At 72.4% G+C, this 17,828-nt stretch carries 11 protein-coding genes; all 11 read right to left on the bottom strand.

Annotated elements, in window-relative coordinates:
* Positions 1-25: 25 nt before the first annotated feature.
* Positions 26-3,514, bottom strand: a complete 3,489-nt coding sequence (locus tag ASF38_RS14025) for an error-prone DNA polymerase (RefSeq protein ID WP_056576758.1) — start codon at positions 3,512-3,514, stop codon at positions 26-28.
* 24 nt (positions 3,515-3,538) lie between these two features.
* Positions 3,539-5,071, bottom strand: coding sequence for a DNA polymerase Y family protein (locus ASF38_RS14020; RefSeq protein WP_056576754.1), 1,533 nt, complete (start codon positions 5,069-5,071; stop codon positions 3,539-3,541).
* On the bottom strand, positions 5,068-5,769 hold the full coding sequence (locus tag ASF38_RS14015) for a hypothetical protein (RefSeq protein WP_235497738.1): 702 nt from the start codon (positions 5,767-5,769) through the stop codon (positions 5,068-5,070). The genes ASF38_RS14020 and ASF38_RS14015 overlap by 4 nt, the downstream gene beginning before the upstream one ends.
* Before the next feature lie 64 nt (positions 5,770-5,833).
* Complete coding sequence (locus ASF38_RS14010; RefSeq protein ID WP_056576751.1) at positions 5,834-7,594, bottom strand: ABC transporter ATP-binding protein; 1,761 nt, start codon at positions 7,592-7,594, stop codon at positions 5,834-5,836.
* Positions 7,591-8,577 carry an ABC transporter permease gene (locus ASF38_RS14005; protein WP_055967095.1) on the bottom strand — a complete coding sequence of 329 codons (987 nt, stop codon included), beginning with the start codon at positions 8,575-8,577 and terminating at the stop codon, positions 7,591-7,593. The genes ASF38_RS14010 and ASF38_RS14005 overlap by 4 nt, the downstream gene beginning before the upstream one ends.
* On the bottom strand, positions 8,570-9,496 hold the full coding sequence (locus ASF38_RS14000; protein WP_055967092.1) for an ABC transporter permease: 927 nt from the start codon (positions 9,494-9,496) through the stop codon (positions 8,570-8,572). Before ASF38_RS14000 ends, ASF38_RS14005 begins: the two co-directional genes overlap by 8 nt.
* A gap of 147 nt (positions 9,497-9,643) precedes the next feature.
* A complete protein-coding gene (locus ASF38_RS13995) occupies positions 9,644-11,269 on the bottom strand; it encodes an ABC transporter substrate-binding protein (protein WP_056576748.1) in 1,626 nt (541 codons plus the stop codon).
* 204 nt (positions 11,270-11,473) lie between these two features.
* Positions 11,474-12,421, bottom strand: a complete 948-nt coding sequence (locus tag ASF38_RS13990) for an electron transfer flavoprotein subunit alpha/FixB family protein (protein ID WP_056576745.1) — start codon at positions 12,419-12,421, stop codon at positions 11,474-11,476.
* 17 nt (positions 12,422-12,438) lie between these two features.
* Positions 12,439-13,221 carry an electron transfer flavoprotein subunit beta/FixA family protein gene (locus ASF38_RS13985; protein ID WP_056576743.1) on the bottom strand — a complete coding sequence of 261 codons (783 nt, stop codon included), beginning with the start codon at positions 13,219-13,221 and terminating at the stop codon, positions 12,439-12,441.
* Between the two features lie 201 nt (positions 13,222-13,422).
* Positions 13,423-14,769, bottom strand: coding sequence for a hypothetical protein (locus ASF38_RS13980; protein WP_056576740.1), 1,347 nt, complete (start codon positions 14,767-14,769; stop codon positions 13,423-13,425).
* Between the two features lie 61 nt (positions 14,770-14,830).
* Positions 14,831-17,722, bottom strand: a complete 2,892-nt coding sequence (locus ASF38_RS13975) for a hypothetical protein (protein WP_156366931.1) — start codon at positions 17,720-17,722, stop codon at positions 14,831-14,833.
* Positions 17,723-17,828: the final 106 nt, after the last annotated feature.

Genomic DNA, 17,828 nt, shown 5'->3' with positions numbered 1-17,828 from the left:
CTCGGCAGGGCCGACGTGACGTCGATCACCGGAAGTCGCGGGACCGGTGAGGACCGATGGTCGAGGCCGCCTCGGGGTACAGCACCTCCACCCGCTCGATCCGCTCGGCCCGCAGGTTGGTGGCACCCTCCACGTTCTCGACCACACCGCGCACGACCACGCCCGCCGCGTTCTGCAGGACCCGCCGGTGCCGCTTCCAGACGTCGGCGAAGACCACCACGTTGAGCATGCCCGTCTCGTCCTCCAGGTTCAGGAACGTGACGCCCGAGGCGGTGTAGGGGCGCTGCTTGTGGGTGATCAGCCCCGCCACCCGGACCCGACGCCCGGTGCCCAGGTCGGGGCAGTCCTGCACCGCCAGCACCTCCTCGGCGCGCAGCAGCGGTCGCAGGTGCACGAACGGATGCTCCGTGGGCGAGATGCGGGTGGCCCACAGGTCGGCGGTGGTCAGCTCGACGTCGCTCATGCCGGGCAGCATCGGAGGTGGCGCCTGCACCGCCGTGCCCGCCAGCAGGTCGGGGGCGTCGGTGTAGCCCGCGTTCCAGAGCGCCTGACGGCGGCTGATCCCGAACACGTCGAACGCCCCGGCCGTGGCGAGGGCCTCCATCTGCGGGACCGACAGCCCGGTACGTCGCACGACGTCGGCCATGTCGACGAACGGACCGTCGGCTCGCGCCGCCACCACCCGCTCGGCGTCGGCCTCACCGATGCCCTGGACCTCGGTGAGGCCGAGGCGCACGGCGTGGTGGCCGTCGCGGCGGTGCCCGGCCAGCCGCGCCTGCAGCTCCGTCCGGCCCTCAGTGTCGTCGAAGTCGCCTGCCGGCGGCTGCACCCGATGCGTGCACCCGTCGAGGCCGGTGCTGGTCCGCCGCCCACGGCCCGGCGCGTCGTCGATGACCTCCAGGTCGGCATGGACCTGTGAGCGGGCGATGCAGGGCCGCCGCGCCTCGACGCCGTGGCGCCGCGCGTCGGCGGTGAGGGACTGCGGGGAGTAGAAGCCCATCGGCTGGGAGCGCAGCAGCGCCGCGAGGAACGCCGCCGGCGCGTGCAGCTTGAGCCAGCTGCTGGCGTACACGAGCAGCCCGAAGCTCAACGCGTGGCTCTCGGCGAAGCCGAAGTTCGCGAACGCCTGGATGCGGGCGTAGATGCCGTCGGCCACCTCCCCCGTGATGCCGTGGCGCTCCATGCCGGCGTAGAGCTTCTCCCGCAGCCGCTCGATGCGCTCGGTGCCGCGCTTGGACCCCATGGCCCGACGCAGCAGGTCGGCGTCGTCGCCCGTGCAGTCACCCACCGCCATGGCGATCTGCATGAGCTGCTCCTGGAACAGCGGCACCCCGAGGGTGCGCGCCAGCACCGGCTCCAGCAACGGGTGGATGAACTCGACCGGCTCCTTGCCCGTGCGGCGACGGATGTACGGGTGCACGGCGCCGCCCTGGATCGGACCGGGCCGGATGAGCGCGATCTCGATGACGAGGTCGTAGTACGAACGAGGACGCAGACGGGGCAGCGTGCCGATCTGGGCACGGCTCTCGACCTGGAAGACCCCGACGGAGTCGGCCAGGCAGAGCATGTCGAAGACCGCCGGCTCCTCCTTGGGGATCGACGCGAGGTCCCACTGCTCCCCCGTGTGCTCGGCGAGCAGGTCGAACGTGCGCTGGATCGCGCCGAGCATCCCGAGGCCCAGCAGGTCGAACTTGACCAGACCCATCCACGCGCAGTCGTCCTTGTCCCACTGCACGACGGTGCGCTTGTCCATCCGCGCCCGCTCGATCGGCACGACCTCGCCCACCGGGCGCTCGGTGAGCACCATCCCGCCGGAGTGGATGCCGAGGTGCCGCGGGGTCTTCAGCAGCTGCTCGGCGAGCTCACCGACCAGCGGTGGCAACGGGCTCTCCTCGGGCGTCTCGACCGCACGCCACGACTCGATGCTTTTGCTCCACGCGTCCTGCTGGCCCACGGAGTAGCCCAGCGCCTTCGCGACGTCGCGGACCGCCGAGCGCGGTTGGTAGCTGATGACGTTGGCCACCTGGGCGGCGTTGCGGCGTCCGAACGTGTCGTAGACCCACTGGATCACCTCCTCGCGGCGACCTGCGTCGAAGTCGACGTCGATGTCGGGCTCCTCGTCGCGCGTGGCGGCCAGGAACCGCTCGAACGGCAGGTCGTAGAACATCGAGTCGACGGCCGTGATGCGCAGGGCGTAGCAGACCGCGGAGTTGGCCGCAGAGCCCCGGCCCTGGCACAGGATCCCGCGCCGACGGGCCTCGGCCACGATGTCGTGGACGATGAGGAAGTAGCCGCAGAACCCCTTGGCCTCGATGACCGCCAGCTCCTGGCGCAGCCGCTCCTCGGCGCGGTCGCGGTCGTGGGCGTACAGGTCGTCGGCGCCCCGCCTCACCAGCTCACGCAGCCACTCCATGGGGGTGTACCCGTCCGGGACGTCGGTCTGCGGCAGCCGCGGCGCCGCACGACGCAGGTCGAAGGCAGCGCCCCGGGCCACCTCGACCGACCGCGCCACGGCTCCCGGGTAGCGCGCGAAGCGTGCCTGCATCTCCTCGCCCGAGCGCAGGTAGGCCTGCCCGGAGGCGGCCAGCCAGCCGTCCATCTCGGCGAGGCTGCGCCGGGCGCGCACGGCGGCCATGGCCTGGGCCAGCCGGGTGCGCGACGGCACGGCGGCGTGCACGTTGCCGGTGGCCACCACCGGCAGGTCGTGCTCGACGGCCAGGGCCGCGAGCACGTCGTTGGTGGCCGAGTCGGTGGGACCGCCGTGGTCGGTGAGCTCGACGTCGACGGCGCCGGCACCGAACAGGTCGACCAGCCGTCCCAGCGCGCGCGACGCATCGGCCGGCCCACCGGTCGCGAGCGCCTGCCGGACGAAGCCCTTGCGGCAGCCCGTGAGCACGTGCCAGTGCCCTCGGCCCTGCTCGGCGAGCCGCTCGAGGTCGTAGACCGGCCTGCCCTTCTCGTCGCCCGCGAGCTGCGCCTCGGTGATGGCCGCGGCCAGCCGGTGATAGCCCTCCACCCCTCGGGCGAGCACGAGCAGGTGGCTGCCCTCCGGGTCCGCGGCACCCAGCTGGGGCGCGGTCAGGCCCAGCGACAGCTCGGCTCCGAACACCGTGTCCAGACCGGGGTGCTCGGCGGCGGCCTCGGCGAAGCGGGCCACGCCGTAGAAGCCGTCGTGGTCGGTGAGCGCGAGCGCCTCCAGCCCCAGGGAGCTCGCCTGCTCGACCAGCACCTCCGGTGCACTCGCGCCGTCGAGGAAGCTGAAGTCGCTGTGGCAGTGCAGCTCGGCGTACGGGACGGTATCGATCTGCCGCCCACTCCCCGGCGCATCGGGTGGCGCCTCGTACCGTCCGCGCTTGCGGCTGAACGCCGGTCCGTCACCCCCGTCGGGGAAGCGGCCGTCGACCGGGTCGGGACGCAGGTCGTCGCGGCCCTCGCTCGGCAGCGCGTGGGCGGGCCGGCCGGAGAGCCGGGCCTCCAGCTCGCGCCACGGGACGTCGGGGTTGTTCCAGCCCATCAGCGCTCCACGGGCTCGTGCACGTCAGTCATAGCGGGCCTCGGTCCACCAGGTGCCGTTCTCGACGACCATGAGCCAGGCCGTGCCGTCGACCCCGACCACCTGGAAGCGCGCCACCCGACGGGCTGCCGCCTCGTCCCACCACAGCTCGTCGACCGGCCACGGGCCCGCCCAGGACGCCACGGGACGCCAGTCCTCGTCGCCGGCGGCACGGAACCGGACGGGGTCGCAGCTGATCGCTCCCCGGCCATCGACCCCGACGACCCGGTCGCCGGGGCCGACCACCTGGGCCGGACGCGGTGACGCGTACACCGTGGCCGGTGCCGGCGGTGGCACGGAGCCCGGCCAGGGAGCCCCCACGGCACGCGCCGGCTGGGTCTGCTCGCCCCACGGCGCGAGCAGACGCCGGGCCGACGGCGAGCGGCCACCCTGCACCCGGGCGGCGAGCACCCCCTCGTGACCGACGAGACCCTGCACCCGGGCGATGCCGCGCTCGACGCGGTCGTCCTCCTGCGCCGTCGCGGCACCCCGGCCACCGGGCCCGAAGAGGGCGGGTGCGTGCTCGCCGACGGGCGCGACGCTCTCGGGCACGAGCCGGACCGCGCCGACCGGTCCCGGCAGCGGACCGCCCTGCAGCTGCCAGCGCACCCGGTCGACGACGTCGACCGCACCGAACCAGCGCGGGTGGACCCACCGACGGGTGGACGCCACCTGGTCGTCGACCTCCACCTCGATCCCGAGCGCGGTGCACACCAGGCCGTGGTCGGCCAGGCGCGCGACGAACCGTTCGGCGACCGACCGCAGGCTGAACGCCACCGTCTCGGAGCTGGAGACCGGCGGCTCGAGGGTGAGGATCCCGCCCAGCTCGGGAGGCACCTCACGCCGGGCGAGGAGCCGAGGATCCTGGCCCGAGGCCAGGCGGTGCAGGAGGGCACCGTGGGTGCCGAACCGGGTGTGCACGTCGGACGCGGGCAGGGCCGCCAGGTGCGCGAGCGTGGTCAGGCCCATGCGACGCAGCAGGCTCACCACCTCCGGCGCCTCGAGCGTCTCGACCGGCAGCGGAGCCAGGAACGCGGCGTCGGCACCGGGCTCGACCACGTGGACCCCTTGCGGCACCGCACGGCGGGCGGCCTGCTCGGCCGCGAAGAGGCCGTCGGCCACCCCAAGCCGCACGTCCCACACCGCCAGCGAGACGACCCGCTCGGCGACGACGGCCGCCGCCTCCTCCTCGCCCCCGTAGAACCGGGCCGGCACGGGCAGCGCGCACAGTCCCGGCCGTAGCGGCGTGACGGCGGGGCTGAGCTCCTCGACGCCCAGCAGCACCTCCTCGAAGGCCCGGGCCTCGACCTCCGGGCGGTGGTCGGCGAGCGCGAGCTCGGGGCACCGCGCCTGCGCGTCACGGCGCCGCATGCCGCGGCGCACGCCCTCCACCCGGGCGGCGTGGTTGCAGGCCAGCACCTGGCCGCCGTCCATGACCGCGCCGGGGACGTCGCGCGGCAGGTCCGGCAGGGCGGCCCGCACGGGCCAGTCAGGGCACCAGAGCACGAGCGTCCTCATCCTGCGCTCCTGACGAACACGGGGCTCCTCACGATGGCGGGAACCCCGGTGGCCGGGGGCGCCGCGACCTGCGGGCGCACAGGTCGCACGGTCAGGTCGTCGGCCGGCAGGAGGAGGTCGCGGGTCCGACTCGGAGCAGTGCCACGGTGCACGGTCACGGTGGCCTCACGCGCCCTCAGGTGGCCGTCACCCGCCCCCACCCCCGCCCAGCGCGTGGTCGCGAGGGTGAGCCGGGCGTCGCACCGGGGCCAGACGCCCCACGGCACCAGCACGCAGCCCTGCTTGCGCAGCCGCGCACCGAGGCGGGCGGCGTCGCCCTCACCGACGGCGGACGGCGGCCGCACCACCACGAGGCCGACGACGTCGACGAGGGCGGCGGTGACCTCCAGCCACCGGTCCTGCGGGTCCGGCACGAACACGGTGCGGTGCGGGTCGACCCCCATGGCCACGGCGGCCTCGACCCCGAGGTCGGGCGCGCCCACGACCGCGGACCACGTGCCGGCCGCGGACGGGCCGGACATGAGCAGCAGCGCGAGGCTGGCTGCGTCGACGCCGTAGACCCCACCGGTCTCGAGGCTCAGCAGGCCCTCGAGGGCCGGGTGCGTGGGCACCGCCTGCCGTGCGGGTGCGCCCTGCATCCGCTCGACCTCGCGCCGCAGCTCGGCGACGACCTCGAGGGCTGGACGGGCTGCGGACACCTACCCATGATCGAACAGATGTTCGAACGAGTCAACCTGGTGTCACCCCCGAGCCGTCACCGGATCAGGCGTCGCCGGCCTCCACCACGCCGAGCGGGATCGACCCGCCCGGGATCGCGTCGAGGAGCATCCGCGTGTAGTCCTGCTGCGGGTTCTCGAAGACGTCGGTCACGCTCGACTGCTCGACGACCTGGCCGTTCTGCATCACCAGCACGTGGTCGGCGATCTGCCGCACGACCGCGAGGTCGTGGGTGATGAACAGGTACGACAGGCCCAGCTCGCTCTGGAGCTCGTTGAGCAGGTTCAGGATCTGCGCCTGCACCAGCACGTCGAGCGCCGAGACGGCCTCGTCGCAGATGACCACCTCGGGGTCCAGGGCGAGCGCCCGCGCGATGGCGACGCGCTGCCGCTGCCCGCCGGACAGCTCGTTGGGGTAGCGCGTCATGACCGACGCCGGCAGCGACACCTTCTCGAGCAGGTCGCGGATCTTGGCCTCGCGCTCCTTGGAGGTGCCGATGTCGTGGAGCCGCAGCGGCTCCTCGATGGACCGGTAGATCGAGTACATCGGGTCCAACGACGCGTACGGGTTCTGGAAGACCGGCTGCATCTGCCGCCGCATCGCCAGCTGCTGCTTCTTGGACCGCAGGCTGGTGATGTCGACACCGTCGAACTCCACCGACCCGCTCGTGGCGTCGAGCAGGCCGAGCACCATGCGAGCCACGGTGGACTTGCCCGAGCCGGACTCCCCCACGATGGCGGTCGTGGTGCCGCGCTCGAGCCGGAACGAGACCCGGTCGACCGCCGTGAAGTCCGTGGACTGACCGGGGCGGCTGCCGCGGATCTTGAAGACCTTGGTGAGGTCCTTGGCCTCGATGATCGTGCTGGACCCCTCACCGAACTCGCCGGAGTCCGTCGCGACCTCGGCCGCGATCTCGGCCGCGGTCTGCACCGCCTGCTCGCGCACCTCGGCCCGCGCCTGGACCGACGAGAGCCGCTGCGAGGCGAGCGAGGGGGCCGAGCTCACGAGGCGCTTGCTGTAGGGGTGCTGGGGGTTCTGCAGGATCTCCAGCGCCGGGCCCGACTCCACGATCTGGCCGCGGTACATGACCACGAGGTGGTCGGCGCGCTCGGCCGCCAGACCGAGGTCGTGGGTGATGAGCAGCACCGCGAAGCCGAGCTCGTCGGTGAGCCGGTCGAGGTGGTCGAGGATCTGCTTCTGCACGGTCACGTCGAGGGCCGAGGTGGGCTCGTCGGCGATGAGCAGCTTGGGGCGTGCCGCGAGGCCCATGGCGATGAGCGCGCGCTGGCGCATGCCGCCGGAGAACTCGTGCGGGTACTGCCGCGCGCGTCGCTCGGCGTCGGGCAGACCGGCCTCCTCGAGCAGCTCGACCACGCGTGCGTCGGCCGCCTTGCCCTTGGCCACGCCGTTGGCCTCGAGCGACTCCTTGATCTGGGTGCCCACCCGCCACAGCGGGTTCAGGTTCGACATCGGGTCCTGCGGCACGAGGCCGATGGACGACCCGCGCAGCGCGATGATGTCGGACCGCTTGGCGTGGGCGATGTCCGTGCCCTCGAACAGGATCTGGCCACCGGTGATGCGCCCGGTCCCGGGCAGCAGGTCGATGATGGCGTGCGCCGTCGTCGACTTGCCCGAGCCGGACTCGCCGACGATGGCCACGGTCTGACCGGGGTAGACCGTCAGGTTCGCGCCGATGACGGCGGGGACGATCGTCTTCTTGTCGGCCTCGAAGCCGACGTGCAGGTCCTTGACCTCGAGCAGCGGCTGCTCGCTGGAGGGGCGACCCTCGGGGTTCGGGTTGCTCATCGCTTCTTGGCCTTCGGGTCGAGGGCGTCGCGCACGGCGTCGCCGAGGAGGATGAAGCTGAACACGGTCAGCGCGAGCGCGCCCGCGGGCCAGAACATGGTGCCCAGCCGCTGCCCGGCCCGGACCTGGTTCTGCGAGGCCGCGATGTCGTTGCCCCACGAGACGATGCTCGTCGGAAGGCCGAGGCCCAGGAACGACAGCGTGGCCTCGGCGACGATGAAGATGCCCAGCGAGACGGTGGCGGTCACGATGACCGGGGCCAGCGAGTTGGGGATCACGTGCCGCACCAGGTTCCGGCGCGGCGTGGCGCCCAGTGCGCGCGCAGCGTCGACGAACTCCTGCTGCTTGGTCTCGATGACCGCGCCACGAGCGATACGGGTGACCTGCGGCCAGCCGAACAGGCCGAGCGCGAGCACGATCGCCAGGACCGAGCCCCAGAAGCCGCGGTCGGGCCACACGTTGTTGAGGGCCGACAGCAGGACGATGGCGGCGAGCAGCAGCGGGATCGCGTAGAAGACGTCGGCGATGCGCGAGATGAGCGAGTCGAAGAACCCGCCGTAGAAGCCCGCGACCGCGCCCGTCACCAGGCCCAGCAGCGCGACGATGAGCGTGGTGAACACGCCGACCGCCACGGAGGCACGCGCCCCGTAGATCATGCGCGAGTAGACGTCGCAGCCCTGTCGGTCGAAGCCGAGCGGGTGCCCGGGCTCGCCGACCGCCAGGCTCTTGCCCGTCTGGCAGAAGCTCGGGTCGTTGCTCGTGAACAGCCCGGGGAAGGCGATCACGACGGCCAGGAAGACCAGCAGCGCGGCCGAGACGTAGAACAGCGGGTTCTTGCGCAGCTGCTTCCACGCCTCCTTCCACTGGCTCTCCGGCGGCGCGGTGGTGTCGAGTGCACCCACGTCGTGCAGGGGCGTGTCCTCCAGCCGGGCGAGGTACCGCTCCTGGCCGGGTCGGATCTTGGGCGAGCGGCCGTCAGGCATAGCGGATCCTCGGGTCGAGCAGGGCGTAGAGCAGGTCCACGACGAGACTGGTGACGACGTAGACGAGCACCATGATGGTGACGACGGAGACGATCGTCGGGGTCTCCCCGCGTCGCACGGCCTCGAAGGCCAGGTTGCCGACCCCGGGGACGTTGAAGATGCCCTCGGTCACGACCGCACCGGCCATGAGGCCGCCGAGGTCGGCGCCGAGGAAGGTCACCACGGGGATGAGGGAGTTGCGCAGCACGTGGCGCCGGTTGACCTGGCCGTCGGGCAGGCCCTTGGCACGGGCGGTGCGCACGTGGTCGGCCGTGAGGTTCTCGATGACCGAGGTGCGGGTCAGGCGCAGCACGTAGGCGAACGACACGAGTCCCAGCACGATCGCCGGCAGCAGGAGCTCCTGGAAGGTCGCCTGTGAGCTCACGAGCGCCGGTAGCGCCCCCAGCTTGATGCCGACGAGCAGCTGCAGCACGAAGCCGAAGACGAAGATCGGCACGGCGATGACGAGCAGCGAGACGACCAGCATCGTGGAGTCGAACAGCTTGCCGCGCCGCATGCCGGCGTAGAAGCCCGCGGCCACGCCGAGCACGGCCTCGATGACCAGGGCCATGAGGGCGAGCTTGATGGTCACGGGGAAGGCACGCTGCACCAGGTCGATCACGGGCTGGCCGCTGAACGCGGTGCCGAAGTCGAGGGTCAGCGCGCCCTTGAGGAACAGCAGCCACTGCACCAGGAACGGCTTGTCGAAGTTGTACTGCTCACGCAGCGCCTGGTAGGTGCCCTCGGGCACCGGCTTGTCGCCGAACAGGGCGACGATCGGGTCTCCCGGTCGCAGGAACACCATCGCGTAGATGAGCAGCGTGGCTCCGAGGATCACCGGGATCGCTTGGAGGAGACGCTTGCCGACGTACCACCACATGGGCAGAACTCCTTGTCTGAGGGGGCGGCGACACCGCGACCCGCCACGACGATACGCCGCGGGCGGAAGCGCCACCGAGGGACCCGGACACACCTGTGGGGCAACACCTGAGGTGTTGCCCCACGGGTGGTCGTGCGGGCGCCGGAGCTACTTCTTGGTGATGAGGTGCAGCTCGGGCTGGTTCTGCCAGTTGAACTCGACGTTCTCCACGTTCTTCGACGCGGCAGCGGCGACGTTGGAGTACCAGAGCGGGATGGCGGGCAGGTCCTTGAAGAGGACCTCCTGGGCCTGCGACTGAAGCGCGTAGCGCTTGTCCTCGTCGGGCTCGCCTGCGACCTGCTTCATGAGGTCGTCGAACTCGCTGCTGGAGTAGTCACCGTCGTTCGACCCGGCCTTGGTCTGGTACAGCGGGGCCAGGTAGTTGAAGATCGACGGGTAGTCGGGCTGCCAACCGGTGCGGAAGGCGGTCTTGATGGTGCGGTTGGTGACGTCGGTGCGCAGCTCGTCGAACGTGGCGTAGCCCTTGGCCTTGGCGTCGATGCCGAGGTTGTTCTTGAGCTGGTTCACGACGGCGTCGACCCACTCCTTGTTGCCGGGACCGTCGCTGTTGTAGGAGATCGTGAACGATCCCTCGAACTCGGCGATGTCGTCGGCCTGGGCCCACAGGTCCTTGGCCTCGGTGGCGTCGAACTTCAGCACCTCGCTGCCCGGGATCTCCTTGTCGAAGCCGGGCATGACCGGAGCCGAGAAGTCGACGGCCGGCGTGCGGGTGTCGTCGAAGATGTTCTTCGTGATCTCCTCGCGGTTGATCGCCTTGGAGATGGCCTGACGACGCAGACGTCCCTCGTCGTTAGTGCCGAAGCCGGCCAGGCTCTCGGGGATCGTGACCGAGCCGAAGACCGAGCCGGGCTCGGAGATGGCCTGGACGCTGTCGTCGGACTGGAACGTCGACAGGGCGCTCGGCGGCACGGCGTCGAGGACGTCGAGGTCACCGGTCTGGACGGCCGTGTAGGCGGTGTCGGGGTTCGTGAAGAACTTCAGCGTGACGCCACCGTTCTTCGGCTTGCGGACACCGTCGTAGGAGTCGTTCGGGACGAGCTTGATCTGGACGTCGTGCTCCCACGCGCCCTTGCCGTCCATCTTGTACGGGCCGTTGCCGATCGGGTCCTCGCCGTAGGCCTTGATGTCGTCGAAGGCCGACTCGGGCAGCGGGTAGAACGCCGAGTAGCCCAGACGCGCCGGGAAGTCGGCCTCGGGCTGGTTCAGCTCGATCGTGAAGGTCTTCTCGTCGACGACCTTGAGGCCCTCGAGCGTCTTGGCGGTCGGCTTCTCCTCCTGGACGGCGTCGAAGCCCTTGATCGGGTAGAAGAAGTAGCTGTTCAGCTGCTTGTTGGTGCTGAGGGCGCCGTAGTTCCACGCGTCCACGAAGGAGTCGGCGGTGACGGGGGTGCCGTCGGAGAACTCCCAGTCCTTGAGCTTGACGGTCCAGGTGACGTTGTCCTCGGACTCGATCGACTCCGCGACCTCGTTCACGCTCGAGCCGTCCTTCTGGTACGAGACCAGGCCGGCGAAGAGCAGGTCGATGGCGCGACCGCCACCGGTCTCGTTCGTCGAGGTGGGGACGAGCGGGTTCTGGGGCTCGGTGCTGAAGTTGGTGATGACCGAGTCGGTGGACCCGGAGTCGTCACCGCCCCCGCCACAAGCCGCCAGGACGAGGCTGCCCGCGGCGAGCAGGGCTACGCCCGCGACGCGAGTACGTCGGGAGAGACGCATGGATTCCTCCTGTGAAGATGGGTGCACGCAGGCGCGTGCGCCCCTATTGCTATCACCGCGACAGGGCCGCACGACAGAGCCGGACGACGTCTTAACCAACTTGGAACCTGATCCCGATGGGCCATTCCCCCTGGCTCGGTCGGACCATGGGACGCACGAGGGCCCCGGACCGTGTGGTCCGGGGCCCTCGTGGCAGGAGTGCGATCAGCCCTTGCGCTGGGCGATGCCCTCGGTGGCCTGCGGCAGGACCGTCTTCAGGTCGCCGACGACGCCGAAGTCGACGAGCTCGAAGATCGGCGCCTCGTCGTCCTTGTTGACCGCGACGATGGTCTTGGACGTCTGCATGCCGGCGCGGTGCTGGATGGCACCGGAGATGCCGTTGGCCACGTACAGCTGCGGCGAGACGGTCTTGCCCGTCTGGCCGACCTGGAAGCTGTGCGGGTACCAGCCGGAGTCGACCGCGGCGCGCGAGGCGCCCACGGCGGCACCGAGGCTGTCGGCGAACGCCTCGACCTCGGTGAAGTCGCCACCGGTGCCACGGCCGCCGGAGACCACGATGGCGGCCTCGGTGAGCTCGGGACGGCCGGAGGCGGCCTTCTCCTTGGTGGAGACGATCTTGGCGCCCTTGGCGGCGTCGGAGACCTCGATCGTGACGGCCTCGACCGTGCCGGCGCCCGAGGCGGCCTCGGGGGCCACGGAGTTGGGCTTGACGGCGATCACCGGGATGCCCTTGGTGACCTGGGCGTCCACGGTGAAGTTGCCGGCGAAGACCGACTGCGTGGTGGTGACGACGTCGCCGTCGACCTTCACGTCGACCGCGTCGGTGATGAGACCGGACTCGGTCCGCAGCGCGACGCGGGCGGCGATCTCCTTGCCCTCCGTGCTGGAGGGGACCAGCACGGCCGAGGCGGAGGAGTCGGTGACGATCTTGGTGAGCGCCTCGGCCTTGGGACCGACCAGGTACTCGCCGTAGACGGCGTCGTCGAGCTGGTAGATCTTCTCGGCGCCGTGCTCGGCCAGCGAGCCGGGGACGTCGGCGCCGAAGACGACGGCCGACGGCTCACCGATCTTGCGGGCGATCGTGAGGAGCTCGAGGCTGGGCTTGGTGGCGTTGCCGTCGACGACGTCGACGAGCACGATGACTTCGGACATGTCTCTGCTCTCCCTGCTCAGACGAACTTCTTGGAGGCGAGGAACTCGACGAGCTTGGAGCCGCCGTCGCCCTCGTCGGTGATGATCTCGCCGGCGGTGCGCGGCGGGCGGGGCTCGGTCGAGGCGACCTTCGTCCACGCGGCGTCGAGGCCCACGTCGGACGCGTCGACACCGAGGTCGGACAGGTCCCACTCCTCGACCGGCTTCTTCTTGGCCGCCATGATGCCCTTGAAGGACGGGTAGCGGGCCTCGCCGGTCTGGTCGGTCACGCTCACGACGAGCTTGCCCGTGCCCTGGACCTCATGCGTGGCGACGTCGCCGTCACGCTTGATGGTCACGGTCTCGCCGTCGACGGTGATCTCGCCGCCGAGGGTGACCGCGGGCAGGCCGAGACGCTCGGCGACGAGCGTCGGGACGACACCCATGCCGCCGTCGGTCGAGGCCATGCCGAAGAAGACGAAGTCGTACTCGAGCTTCTCGAGGGCCTTGGCCAGCACGAGCGACGTGGCGAACGCGTCGGAGCCGGCGATGGCCTCGTCGTTGACGTGCACGCCCTTGTCGGCGCCCATCTGCAGCGCCTTGCGCACGGCGTCGGCGGCGTCGTCGGGGCCGACGGTGAGGACGGTGACCTCGCCGTCGCCCTCCTCGACGACCTTGAGGGCCTGCTCGACGGCGTACTCGTCGAGCTCGGACAGCAGACCGTCGACGTTCTCACGGTCCACGGTGTTGTCGGACGAGTCGAAGGTGCGGTCGGCCGTGGCATCCGGCACGTACTTCACCGCGACGACGATGTTGGTCACGAGGACCCTCCTGTGGTCGGGGACGCGACGCTCGGCGTCGCGTGGTCGGGAGGTCCACCTTCCCACGTGGAGCTCCACGTGGTGAGGGCAGCCTTGCGTCGCAGGTTACCGGCGGGTTACAAGCGCGGCCACCCACACCGGCAATGGCGTCGGTCACATCGCTGCACGCCGCGTCGCCCGCGGTGCCGGCCGACCGCCGGCTCAGGCGTCGCGGCGGGAGAGCAGCGACGGCGCAGCCACCCCGACGATGAGGTAGACCACCGAACCGCCGCCGTAGGCGACGAACGCCTCCTTGGCCGCAGCGTTCTCCCCGGAGAAGGCGACCAGGCCACGCAGTGGTGCCGTGAGCGGGTCCGCGACCACGGCGACCGCCCGGAGCACACCGGCGTCGGCGTCGAAGCCGAAGGCGACGAGGAGGGCGGCGAGCGCCAGCAGCACCGAGGCCACCAGTCCGAGCACGCCGATCGCCACGCCCACCAGGGACACCACACGCGCCGGTCCGAAGGAGGAGGACTCCTGCGGCACCGACGGCGGCTCCGGCACGCTGTCGTCGATCTCGCGGGCAGGCGCCTTCTCGGCCCGACGACGCCGGGCCGCCTCGCCCTTCTCGGCGCGGGCCCGCTCCTTCGCCTCGGCCTTCTCGCGACGACGCGCCACGGTGGCTGCCGCCGCTGCTCGGCGGTCGTCACCTCGACCGCCGCGGTCCACCGGTTCCTGAGAGGTGTGCTCGGACTCGCGCGCGTCGGCACGGGCGTCCTGGGCGTCGGCCTCGGTGACCTCGGTGGCCTCGACGTCCTGGTGGGCGGCACCGACGGCGTCGAGGAGGGCCGTCTCCTCGGCCAGGTCGGCAGCGGAGCCGTCCTCGGACCGGGTCGTCGTCGACTCCTGCTCCGGCGTGCCGTCGCCCGGCATCGGGTCCTGCGCGTCGGGGTCCTCGGGCGCAGCGTCCTGGTCCGCGACGTCCTGGGACGTGGGGGCGTCGGCTCGAGCGGTGGTCGGGCGTCCGGCCAGGGCGGCGAGGGCCGCGGCCTTGCTCTTCTCGCGGCGCTGAGCCTTCTGCTCCGCCGCAGCGCTCTCGGCCTGGCGACGTCGGTCCTGCTCGACCCGCGCGGCCGCGGCCTGCTCCTCGGCGAGCTGCCTCGTCCGCTCGTCCTCGACCTCCTGCGCCGCCCTGCGGGCCTCGGCCTGCTCGGCCTCGCGCTCCTTGGCCTCCGCCCGCTCGGCCGCCTCACGATCCTTGGCCTCGGCGCGCTCGCGCCTGGCACGATCCTTCTCGGCCTTGGCGGCGGCTCGCTGCTCCTCACGGGCTCGGCGCGCGGCAAGACGCTTCTCGGCCTTGGCCTGCTTGGCGGCTCGGCGCCGGTCCCCCGCGTCGCGGCGCGCGTGGTCACCGGGCTGGTCCTCCAGCTCGGCCGCACCGTCGTCGGACGAGCCGCCGTGCGTCGCAGCGATCCACGCGAGCGAACCCGGCACGAGGTCCTCGTAGGACCGCGTCGGGCGCGCGTCGTCGGTCGCAGGCGTCGCCTGCGCAGGCTCCGGGGTCGCCACCGGCTCGTCCTCGGGCGTGCTCGCCTCGAGTCCGGCGACGATCGCGCCGGCGGTCAGGTACTCAGGATCGGCGGATGACCCTTTTTTTGGTCGGGGGGACGGATCCCCCGGTCCCGTCGCTCACCTCCGGGGGGGTCTCGGTGCCCACGGACGGCTTCTCGTCCACGAACTCCCCCACCGACGGTTCCGAGAGGCTCTCGGAGAACGTCGGGGTGGCCTTGGCCGACTGGTTGGCCGCCACGATGTGGGACTGCGCCACCCGCTCGGCCTCGGCCTCGGCCGCCGCGACCCATTCCATGGCCGTCGCCTCGGCCTCGGCCAGCTTCTCCTCGGCGGCCGAGCGTGCGGCCGCCACGGCCTGGCTGAGTCGCTCCTGCGCGTCGCGCTTGGCCTGCTGGACGACGCGGTCCGCCTCGGCGCGCGCCTCCTCGATCCGTCGCCGCGCGTCGTCGTCGGCGCGCTGCGCCACGGTGCGGGCCTCGGCCTCGGCCTGCGAGAGGCGGTCGGCCGCCTGCTGCTCGGCCTCGGCCAGCTTGCGCTCCGCGGTGACGCGTGCCTGCTCGGCCTCCTCGGCCTGACGACGCGTGGCCTCCTCGCGAGCGGCTGCGGACGCCCGCGCGGCGTCGGCCGCCTCGGCCGCCACGCGCTCGGCCTCGGCCTGGGCGTTGCGGACGCGCTCCTCCGCGACCCGCTCGGCCTCGGCCAGCTGTGCGGTGGCCTGGTTGCGCTCCTCCTCGGCCTGGCGTGCGAGCTCGGCCACCTCGGCGGTGACGCGCTCCACGTGGGCCCGGGCCTCGTCGCGCTCGCGGGCGAGCTCGGTCGCCGCGAGCTCGTGCCGCTCGGCGGCCTCGGACGCGAGGCGCTCCGCCTCCGCCTTCGCGGCGGCCAGCTGGTCGCCGGCCGTGCGCTCGGCGTCGGAGAGCCGCACGGCGATGGCGACGCGCTCGGCCGCCACTTCCTGCGCGTACTTCTCCGCCTCGGCCTTCGCGGCGGCCACGTGCTCGGCCGACGTCCGTTCGGCATCGGCCACGACCTTCTCGGCCTCGAGCCTCACCTGCTCCAGCTTGGCCTCGGCCTCGGCACGCTCCTTCTCGAGCTGCTCGAGGGCCGCTTCGCGATCCCTCCGGGCACCCTCGGCGAGCTTCTCGGCCTCGGCACGGGCCTCGCTGATACGACGCTCGGCGTCCTGCTCGGCCGCGGCGAGCCGTCGCTGGGCGGCGTCCTCGGCGTCACGCTCACCCTGGGCGAGTCGTTCGGCCGCCTTGCGCGACGCCTCCTCCTCGGCGGCGGCGATGCGCCGCTCGGCCTCGGCCTTGGCCTCGTCGAGCCGCTCCTGCGCGGCCCGCTCGGCCTCGGCACGGGCGACCTCGACGCGCTCGTCGGCCTCCTTCTGCAGCTGCTCGATCTTCGCCGACGCCGCCTGGCGCTCGCGCTCGATCTCCGCCGTGACGCGATCGGCCTCCTCGCGTGCGGCGCGGACCCGCTCCTCCGCCGCCTGCTCGGCTGCGCGCAGTCGACCCTGCAGCACCTCACGCTGCTCGGCCTCGTCGGCGCGGATGCGAGCGGCCACCTCGGCGCGCTCCCTGGCCGCCTCCTCCATGAGGCGAGCGGCCTCGGCGCGCGCGGCGCTGACCCGCTCCTGGGCCGCGGCGCTGGCGGCAGCCAGCTTCTCGGCGAACGTGCTCGGAACCGCGGGCGGGGCCGGGCTCGCCACCGCAGCAGCCTCCGGTGCGGACGTGGTCGGCGCGGGGTCCTCGGGAGCGGGCGACTCGAGGCTCTCCGTCGCGGCGGCAGGAGCCTCCTCGGGCTCGTCGGCGGCCACGGGGCGGTCCTGCGGCGGCTCGACCGGCTCCGAGAGCGCGTCGACGTGGTCGTCGGTCGGGACCTCGGACGTCGGCTCGGCGTGCTCCACGACGGTCTCGTCCGGCGTGCTCTCGGGCTGTGTGCTCTCGGGCTGCGTGCCCTCGTGCGGCTGGGCCGCGACCGACTCGCTCTCCTCCGCCTCCGCAGCGGACTCGGTCTCGACGCCGGGGCTCGTCGCCCGGTCCGTCGCGGTCTCGGCAGGTGGCTGCTCGTCGGGCGCGGACTCGTCGGCCTGAGCGCGCTCGGGCTCGGCGCGCTCGGGCTCGGGCTCGGGGACCGCGACACCCTCGGCCTGCGACGCCGTCACGGACTCCTTCGTGCCGGAGGCCTCGACCGGGTCGGCGTCGGCCGGTCGGTCGGTCGCGGCGGGCGTCTCCGGCTCGGCGAGGCTCGCCGCGGTGGGCGGCATCCACCGCCTCGTCTGCGGCTGCTCGACCGCTTCGGCCTCGGGAGCGGCGGAGGCGGGAGCCTCGGGCTCGACGGCGGCCGGATCGTCCGTGTCGTCCAGCAGCGCCGCATCGATGTGCTCGTCGTCGTTCGGGACCCGACCGGTCAGGGCGTCCGCGACCGTGGGCCGGGCCTCGGGCTCCGCCGGCGCCGCGGGGACCTGCGGCATCTCGGCGGTCTTCTCGGCCTCGGGCACCTGGCTCGCCGACCCGGCCTCGACAGCGCCGGTCTCGACGGGCGGAGTCTCGACGGGCGGAGTCTCGGCGGCTTGGGCCTCGACGGGCTCCGGAGCGGTGGGCTTGGGCTCCTGCTGCGCCGCCTCGGCCGGCTGCTCGGCGTCGAGCGCCTCCTCGGCCGTGCGCAACGCCGGCTCGACCGAACCGTCCTCGGAGCGGCGTCCGCGACGGGAGGCGCTGAACGCCCGTGCCGCGTTGCGCTCGCTGCGCCGCTTCTCGGCAGCCACCTGACGCGCGGCGCGCTGCGCTGCCCGCTTGCGTCGTCGGTCGTCCGCGGACCCGGAACCGCCCGCGTCGCTCGTGTCGGCGGCGTCGTCGCCGTCGGACTGCGCGAGCATGTCCGCCGCGACCTTCAAGGGGTCGGCACGCCGACGATCCTGTGGCTGGTTCGACCCTGAGTCGGTCATGACTCCCCTTCTTGGCGACACGGCGGCACGTCGCAGCACAGTATGCCCCATGCGCCTCTCGAGCCACGGACGTTTCGCGGCGATGTCGAGGCGTGAGACCTCGGAC

The organism is Aeromicrobium sp. Leaf272, assembly GCF_001422865.1.
GTDB lineage: Bacteria > Actinomycetota > Actinomycetes > Propionibacteriales > Nocardioidaceae > Aeromicrobium.
Note: the sequence above shows the minus strand (reverse complement) of the source record. Positions and strands in the feature narration are given on the sequence as shown.

Bases quoted from the DNA above. Each gene is read 5' to 3' on its own strand.
- ASF38_RS13975 (WP_156366931.1), bottom strand. From the start codon at position 17,722: ATGACCGACTCAGGGTCGAACCAGCCACAGGATCGTCGGCGTGCCGAC.
- ASF38_RS14010 (WP_056576751.1), bottom strand. From the start codon at position 7,594: ATGAGCAACCCGAACCCCGAGGGTCGCCCCTCCAGCGAGCAGCCGCTG.
- ASF38_RS14025 (WP_056576758.1), bottom strand. From the start codon at position 3,514: ATGGGCTGGAACAACCCCGACGTCCCGTGGCGCGAGCTGGAGGCCCGG.
- ASF38_RS13995 (WP_056576748.1), bottom strand. From the start codon at position 11,269: ATGCGTCTCTCCCGACGTACTCGCGTCGCGGGCGTAGCCCTGCTCGCC.
- ASF38_RS14020 (WP_056576754.1), bottom strand. From the start codon at position 5,071: ATGAGGACGCTCGTGCTCTGGTGCCCTGACTGGCCCGTGCGGGCCGCC.
- ASF38_RS14005 (WP_055967095.1), bottom strand. From the start codon at position 8,577: ATGCCTGACGGCCGCTCGCCCAAGATCCGACCCGGCCAGGAGCGGTAC.
- ASF38_RS14000 (WP_055967092.1), bottom strand. From the start codon at position 9,496: ATGTGGTGGTACGTCGGCAAGCGTCTCCTCCAAGCGATCCCGGTGATC.
- ASF38_RS13990 (WP_056576745.1), bottom strand. From the start codon at position 12,421: ATGTCCGAAGTCATCGTGCTCGTCGACGTCGTCGACGGCAACGCCACC.